Consider the following 7,555-nt stretch of genomic DNA (forward strand, 5'->3'; position numbering starts at 1 on the left):
GGCGGGTGGGACGTGCGGGGAATTTAATCTGCATAAAGCAAAACCCCCGGCCTGGGCCGGGGGTTTTGTGATCACTCGTCGAGGAAAGAGCGCAAATGCTCGCTTCTCGTCGGGTGGCGCAGCTTGCGCAGCGCCTTGGCTTCGATCTGACGAATCCGTTCACGGGTCACGTCGAACTGCTTACCAACCTCCTCGAGGGTGTGGTCGGTATTCATGTCGATACCGAAGCGCATGCGCAAAACCTTGGCTTCACGGGCAGTGAGGCCGGACAGGACTTCGCGTGTCGCTTCTTTAAGGCTCTCAACGGTGGCGACATCGATTGGCGACTGCATGGTCGAGTCTTCGATGAAGTCACCCAGATGGGAGTCTTCGTCATCACCGATCGGGGTTTCCATGGAGATCGGCTCTTTAGCGATCTTCAATACCTTGCGGATCTTGTCCTCAGGCATTTCCATGCGTTCGCCCAGCTCTTCCGGGGTCGGTTCGCGACCCATTTCCTGCAACATCTGCCGGGAAATACGGTTGAGCTTGTTGATCGTCTCGATCATGTGCACCGGAATACGGATGGTGCGGGCCTGGTCGGCGATCGAGCGAGTGATCGCCTGACGGATCCACCAGGTGGCATAAGTCGAGAATTTGTAGCCACGGCGGTATTCGAACTTGTCTACCGCTTTCATCAAGCCAATGTTGCCTTCCTGGATCAGATCGAGGAACTGCAGGCCACGGTTGGTGTACTTCTTGGCGATGGAGATCACCAGACGCAAGTTCGCTTCGACCATCTCTTTCTTCGCGCGGCGGGCCTTGGCCTCACCGATCGACATGCGACGGTTGATGTCCTTGATCTCGGCAATCGTCAAACCGGTTTCGGTTTCCAGCGCGGTCAGCTTCTGCTGGCAACGAATGATATCCGGTTGCAGGCGACCAATGGCTTCAGCGTATTTGCTTTTGCCTTTGGCCAGTGCATCGCTCCAGCTTTCGTCGACTTCATTGCCCGGGAACTGGCGCAGGAAGTCGGCACGCGGCATGCGGGCATCACGAACGCACAATTGCATGATCGCGCGCTCTTGCTGACGCAGACGATCCAGGGCACTACGAACACGCTCGACCAGGCCTTCGAATTGCTTCGGCACCAGTTTGATCGGCATGAACAGCTCAGCCAGGGCCAACAGCTCGGCAATCGCAGCCTTGTTGTAGCGACCGTGCTTTTTCAGCGCCTTGCGGGTGATTTCCATCTGATCGGCGACAGCGCCAAAACGCTGTGCGGCGATGACCGGATCCGGACCGCTTTCGGCTTCTTCTTCGTCATCGCTTGCTTCGGCGTCATCGTCGTCGGTGTCGTCGGCAGCTGGAGCGGCTTTCGGGTCGACAGGCGGTGGCACTTCGGCTGCAGGCGGCGCAATGCCGTCGTCCGGGTCGATATAACCGCTCAGGACGTCGGACAGGCGGCCACCTTCGGTGGTGACGCGAGTGTACTCGGAGAGAATATGGTCAACCGTGCCAGGGAAGTGCGCGATTGCGCCCATCACTTCGCGGATGCCCTCTTCAATACGCTTGGCGATTTCGATTTCGCCTTCACGTGTGAGGAGCTCTACCGTACCCATTTCACGCATGTACATGCGCACTGGGTCGGTGGTGCGACCAATGTCGGTCTCGACCGCTGCCAACGCTGCTGCTGCCTCTTCGGCCGCGGCTTCGTCGGTATCGGCGTCGGCCAGCATAAGGGAATCCTTATCTGGCGCAACCTCGAATACGTTGATCCCCATGTCATTGATCATGCGGATGATGTCTTCCACCTGTTCCGGATCTGAAATATCCTCCGGCAGGTGGTCGTTGACCTCCGCGTAAGTCAGGTAGCCCTGCTCACGACCAAGTGTGATCAACTCTTTGATACGAGACTGCTGTTGCGCTTTTCCGGACATAACACCCTATCCACTGAAGGTCTTGGCGGGCAAAAAACAAGCCGAGGATTATACCTGAGCTATGACCTCACGCGCCAGTTGAGGTCGGGTTTGATGCGCAAACATTGCGGCTTAAAAGGTCGCGCAGTTGATTTTTCTCTTCGGTACTCAACTCACTTTGACGCGCTTTTCGAAGAAGTTGTTCCAGATTTCGCTCGCGTTGGCGGGCTGACAAGCTAGTAATGGTGTCGAAAAACTGTTGTTCAAGGTTATCTCCATCAATCAGCCATTCCTTTTCTGCCAGCGCTTTCAGCAGTCGGCCCTGTTCAGTGCCGTGCCAACGCGCAATCAGTTGAAATGAGTTTAGCTTGGGATTCTTCTGTACGGCTTCGAGCAGGGCGACCAGCAGTTGCGTGTTAGTGTGGTCTTCGGCCGCAAAGTGCCCGGCATCCTCGACTTTTTCGGCCAGTTGCGGGTGATGCAGCAACGTGCGCAAGGCGGCCAGGGTGGGTGGCTCTACAGCAGCCGGTACCCGTGGCGCGCGCGGTTGATCGCGATCGCCGCCGCGTTTGCCGTTCTTGTCCCACGGCTTCTTGTCCCATTTCTTGCCGCCTGCACCGGGCTTTTTCGGCGTCCACTCCTGCTGCGGCACATACATCTCTTGCGCCTGCGGCTGATGGTAGTCGCTGTAATCGGGCATGGCGTCGTAATCAATGCCCGGGTCGTACGCCGGTGGTGCTTCCTGAGGTGCGCTTTGCACCAGTTGACTCACGGCTTCACCGCTGAGCCCGGTAATTTCGGTCAGGCGCTGGCGCATCAGAATGCGTAGGTTGGCGCCTGGAACCTTGTCGATAAGTGGCGCGGCGAGGGTGGCCATGTGGGCCTTGCCTTCAAGCGAGCGCGGGTCCGATTCCTCGGTCAGCTGTTGGAAAAAATAATCGGCCAATGGCTGTGCATGCTGATTGATCCGTGCGCGGAAGGCGTCAGTGCCTTCGGAGCGGACCAGCGTGTCCGGGTCTTCGCCTTCGGGCAGGAATAGAAAGCGTGCACGCCGTCCGTCCTGCAGGCTCGGCAGCGTCGCCTCCAGTGCGCGCCACGCAGCATTGCGGCCGGCCTGGTCGCCGTCAAAGCAGAACAACACGTTGGGCACGACGCGAAACAGTCGCTTCAAGTGCTCTTCGCTGGTGGCGGTGCCCAGGGTGGCGACGGCATTGCGCAGGCCTTGCTGGGCGAGGGCGATGACGTCCATATAGCCTTCGACTACGATGATTTCGTCGAGGTTGCGGTTGTTCTTGCGCGCTTCGTACAGGCCATAGAGTTCCTGGCCCTTATGGAAAACCGGGGTTTCCGGTGAGTTCAGGTATTTCGGCTTGTCATCGCCCAGTACCCGACCGCCGAAGGCGATGATGCGCCCGCGACTGTCGCGGATCGGGAACATCACGCGATCGCGGAAGCGGTCATAGCGCTTGCCGGTTTCGGCGTTCTCCACCAGCAGGCCGGCATCGATCATGGCCTTTTGCTGCAGGGTGTCGCTGCTCAGATGCTTGAACAGATTGTCCCAGCCGGGCGGAGCGAAACCGAGGCCGAAATCCCGAGCAATTTCGCCGGTCAATCCACGACCTTTCAAGTAATCCACAGCCGCTTTGCGCGCCGGATGGCTTTTCAGGGCCTGGCGGTAAAAATCGGCGGCAGCGGTGAGCAGCGGATACAGAGGCGAATCGGTGGGCTGTCGCGGTTTGTGCGGTCGTCCGCTTTCTTCGCGGGGGATTTCCATGCCGGCGGCTTTGGCCAGTTCTTCGACTGCCTGGGGGAAGTCCAGGTTGTCGTGGTCCATGATGAAGCCGAGGGCGTTACCGCCAGCGCCGCAACCGAAGCAGTAATAGAACTGTTTGTCGGGGCTGACGCTGAAGGAGGGGGTTTTCTCTTTGTGAAACGGGCAGCAGGCGGTGTAGTTCTTGCCGGCCTTTTTCATTTGCAGGCGCGAGCTGACCACATCGACGATGTCGGTGCGGTTCAGAAGGTCGTCAATGAAGCTCTGGGGAATTAGCCCGGCCATGGCGTTCTCGTCATCTGCGCTGAAATGGACCCGAAACGAAGTGCGGCCGAACGCAGGTCATTGTTTGAGGCGCGCAGGGTGTGCGGCTCGACCGGTGTCGTCTGCGTAATCGCTGTCGGGAAGTGTATCTGCCGAAAATCCACTGACGTTAGTACCAATCAGCATTCGACTATTCGAAAGTGTTTCGCTGAGTCCGGCGACGGCCAATCAATGGCCTCGGATAGCTCAATAAGCGGGCACACAAGAAGGTGCCTTGGGCTGATCGTCGTGAGAGGAATCAGTGGGTGTGCTCGTCAGTAGCCTTGAAAGGCTCGTCAGAAAAGACGTGCACCGCTGGCAAAAGAGCCAGGTCTGACGCTGTGAAGCAGGTTTGTCTCGGTCGCGTCTGCGGCTTTGACGGTGAAGCATCAAGCGTTGTCCGCAAATGCCATTAGCCCGGCTGAGGGCCGGGCTTGGCAGAAGCTTGCTACGATCGTCTGTGTATTAGTACAGACGAACGGCGCGGCGCTGTTCGCGCTGTACTTTCTTGGCGTGACGCTTAACAGCGGCTGCTGCTTTGCGCTTACGCTCAGAAGTAGGCTTCTCGTAAAATTCGCGGCTACGAACTTCAGCCAGTACACCGGCTTTTTCGCAGGAGCGCTTGAAACGACGCAGAGCTACGTCGAAGGGTTCGTTCTCTTTAACTTTGACGGCTGGCATCCAGAGCTACCTTCATTCATTACCGGGGTCAACATCCTCGCGGCAAAAGAGCACTTGAAGACGTCGGTTTTTAAGGGTTGCGGATGTTAACCCCTCATCGCTCGGAATGCAAAGCCTCTGATCGAAAACCGCTGGTCGGGGCATCACGCGACGACTATTATGCGCGCCTTCGAATTCAGCCTCTACAAGGCGCAAACCCATGCTAGTACTGGGATTAGAAACCTCTTGCGACGAAACCGGTGTCGCACTTTACGACAGTGAACGCGGGTTGTTGGCCGATGCGCTGTTCAGTCAGATCGACCTGCATCGCGCTTATGGCGGCGTTGTGCCGGAGCTGGCTTCGCGCGATCACGTCAAACGCATGCTGCCCTTGATCCGTCAGGTACTGGCGGAGGCCGACTGCGTGCCGACCGAGATCGACGCCATCGCTTATACCGCCGGCCCCGGCCTGGTCGGAGCCCTGCTGGTAGGGGCTTCCTGCGCGCAGGCGCTGGCTTTTGCCTGGGGTATCCCGGCGCTGGGCGTGCACCACATGGAAGGTCACTTGCTGGCGCCGATGCTGGAACCGCAGCCACCGGAGTTCCCGTTCGTCGCTTTGTTGGTCTCGGGCGGTCATACGCAACTGGTTCAGGTCGACGGGATCGGTCAGTACACGCTCTTGGGCGAGACCCTCGACGATGCCGCCGGCGAAGCGTTCGACAAAACTGCAAAAATGATGGGCCTCAATTATCCGGGTGGTCCGGAGATCGCTCGTCTGGCGGCGCAAGGCATTGACGGACGTTTCGTCTTTCCGCGTCCGATGTGTGATCGTCCGGGCCTGGCATTCAGCTTCAGCGGTTTGAAAACCTTCGCCTTGAACACCTGGCAGCAATGCGTCAGCGCCGGGGACGACGGCGAGCAAGCCCGTTGCGACATCTCGCTGGCGTTCCAGCAGGCCGTGGTAGAGACTTTGACCATCAAGTGCAAGCGTGCCCTGAAACAGGCCGGCATGAAGCGTCTGGTGATCGCTGGCGGCGTCAGCGCCAACAAGGCGCTGCGCACTTCACTGGAAAAAATGCTCGGCGACATGAAGGGCGACGTGTTTTATGCCCGTCCGGAGTTCTGCACCGACAACGGTGCGATGATTGCGTTTGCTGGCTGCCAGCGCTTGCGGGCCGGCCAGCACGAAAGCCTGGCAATCAGCGTGCAGGCGCGTTGGCCGATGGAGCAGCTGTCGGCGCTGTGATGAGCGGTGCTCACGTGTGGCATTTAAAAATGCCGTTCGCGCCCGGCAAACAGGTCGCGTAGATTGCCGCGATGACGCCAGACGATCAGCCCCGTGAGCGCGCTCATGGGCAGCAGTGCCGCCGGCTCTTGCCAGGCGAGCAGCGGCAGGGTCAGGGGTGTGGCAATCAGTGCGGCGAGTGAGCTGGTGCGGGTCAGGTAGAACGTCAACAGCCAGGCACAGACTGCCAGCAGCGCAGCGGGTGGATAGAGCCCCAGCAGCATGCCGGCCGCAGTGGCGACACCTTTGCCGCCGCGAAAACGGAAGTACAGTGGGAACAGATGACCGATGACGGCGAAGACGCCGATCCAGGCCTGTTCCTGCAGTGAAAGGCCCATTGCACCTGCGACCAGCACGGGCAGCAGGCCTTTGCAGAGGTCGCCGAGCAAGGTCAGGATGGCGAGTTTTTTGCCGGCCAGACGAAACATATTGGTGGCACCGGCATTGCCCGAGCCACTCATTCGCGGATCGGGGTTACCGGTCAGGCGGCTGAGCAAAATGGCGAAGGACAGAGAGCCGAGCAGGTAGGCGAAAATCGCCAGTGACCAAAACATGCTAACTATTCCGGGCGAGGACGCCCTGATTCTAACGGCGCATTGCGCCCTTGTCGTGCAGCGGAGAGAAGTGCTTGGACAGAGTGTTTATCGAGGGCCTGGAAGTCGACACCGTGATTGGTGCCTACGACTGGGAACGAGGCATCCGACAGTGTCTGCGACTTGATCTGAGCTTCGCCTGGGACAATCGTCCGGCCGCTGCTGGTGATGACCTGACCCTGGCGCTTGACTACGCGAGCGTTTCGTCACGCATCCAGGCTTTTGCCGAGCAGGCGCAGTTCCAGCTGGTCGAGACCTTTGCCGAGCGTCTGACGGAAGTGCTGATGAGTGAATTCAAGATCACCTGGATGCACCTCAGGCTGACCAAGCCAGGTGCCGTTCCGGCGGCCAAGGGCGTTGGTGTGGAGATCGAGCGCGGATGTCGCTGACTCAGGTGTACCTCGGGCTCGGTAGCAACATCGAGCGCGAATCCCATTTGCAGGCTGGTCTGGACGCCCTGGCGGGTTTCCTGGTGGATATGCGCTGCTCGGCGGTGTTCGAAAGCCAGCCGGTGGGGATCAAGAGCGGGCCGTTTTTCAACTTTGTGGTCTCGGCCTATACCGATCTACCGTTGATGGAGCTGGATCGACGGCTGAAATTCATCGAGGCGGACAACGGCCGTTACGCGCCGGACCGCAAGGGCTTGCCGCTGGATATCGACGTGCTGCTGTTCGGCGATCTGGTGGGCAATTTCGATGGGTTGGTCTTGCCGCGGGCAGAGATTCTGAAAAACGCCTTCGTGCTGTGGCCGTTGTCGCTGATTGCGCCGGACAGAGTGCATCCGGGTGTAGGCAAAAGCTTTGCGACCTTGTGGAGCGAGGCGCGGATCGATCAGGTGTTGGCGCCGGTGGCTTTTGAGTGGCGTGGCCAGCAGTTGACTCCCTTGAATCTGCTGTGATCTTGCTGACGCCTTCGCGGGCAAGCCTCGCTCCTACAAGTTTGACGTCGATTGTATGAACGGCACCAACCTGTAGATACTCTGTTCACGGTCAAGCTTTTAGTAGATGTTTTTCGCTGAAAAGCTTGGCCGTATCGAAATCCTCTC

The 7,555-nt window shown here is 59.0% G+C and carries 7 protein-coding genes; 3 read left to right on the plus strand and 4 right to left on the minus strand.

Going from position 1 to position 7,555, the window contains the following annotated elements; genetic code table 11:
• Window positions 1-71 precede the first annotated feature (71 nt).
• The 3 genes from rpoD to rpsU all read right to left on the minus strand — a co-directional run bounded on the left by rpoD (window position 72) and on the right by rpsU (window position 4,653).
• On the minus strand, window positions 72-1,919 hold the full coding sequence (gene rpoD, locus AC1RL4_RS06460; protein ID WP_019580727.1) for an RNA polymerase sigma factor RpoD: 1,848 nt from the start codon (window positions 1,917-1,919) through the stop codon (window positions 72-74).
• A 67-nt stretch (window positions 1,920-1,986) separates the two neighbouring features.
• Window positions 1,987-3,954, minus strand: a complete 1,968-nt coding sequence (dnaG, locus tag AC1RL4_RS06465; RefSeq protein WP_019580728.1) for a DNA primase — start codon at window positions 3,952-3,954, stop codon at window positions 1,987-1,989.
• A gap of 483 nt (window positions 3,955-4,437) precedes the next feature.
• Window positions 4,438-4,653 carry a 30S ribosomal protein S21 gene (gene rpsU, locus AC1RL4_RS06470; RefSeq protein ID WP_002551877.1) on the minus strand — a complete coding sequence of 72 codons (216 nt, stop codon included), beginning with the start codon at window positions 4,651-4,653 and terminating at the stop codon, window positions 4,438-4,440.
• 199 nt (window positions 4,654-4,852) lie between these two features.
• Between rpsU and tsaD the strand changes: the two genes are divergently transcribed.
• Window positions 4,853-5,878, plus strand: a complete 1,026-nt coding sequence (tsaD, locus tag AC1RL4_RS06475; RefSeq protein ID WP_028940275.1) for a tRNA (adenosine(37)-N6)-threonylcarbamoyltransferase complex transferase subunit TsaD — start codon at window positions 4,853-4,855, stop codon at window positions 5,876-5,878.
• A 23-nt stretch (window positions 5,879-5,901) separates the two neighbouring features.
• Here the strand turns inward: tsaD and plsY are convergent, their stop codons facing one another.
• Window positions 5,902-6,471, minus strand: a complete 570-nt coding sequence (plsY, locus tag AC1RL4_RS06480) for a glycerol-3-phosphate 1-O-acyltransferase PlsY (protein WP_018928842.1) — start codon at window positions 6,469-6,471, stop codon at window positions 5,902-5,904.
• A 74-nt stretch (window positions 6,472-6,545) separates the two neighbouring features.
• Between plsY and folB the strand changes: the two genes are divergently transcribed.
• Window positions 6,546-6,899, plus strand: a complete 354-nt coding sequence (gene folB, locus AC1RL4_RS06485) for a dihydroneopterin aldolase (RefSeq protein WP_028940276.1) — start codon at window positions 6,546-6,548, stop codon at window positions 6,897-6,899.
• Window positions 6,890-7,408 (plus strand): 2-amino-4-hydroxy-6-hydroxymethyldihydropteridine diphosphokinase, encoded by a 519-nt coding sequence (gene folK / locus AC1RL4_RS06490; protein WP_204124739.1) that lies wholly within the window; start codon window positions 6,890-6,892, stop codon window positions 7,406-7,408. Before folB ends, folK begins: the two co-directional genes overlap by 10 nt.
• Window positions 7,409-7,555 lie beyond the last annotated feature (147 nt).

The sequence above is a fragment of the Pseudomonas sp. GW822-FHT07A10 genome (assembly GCF_058798795.1).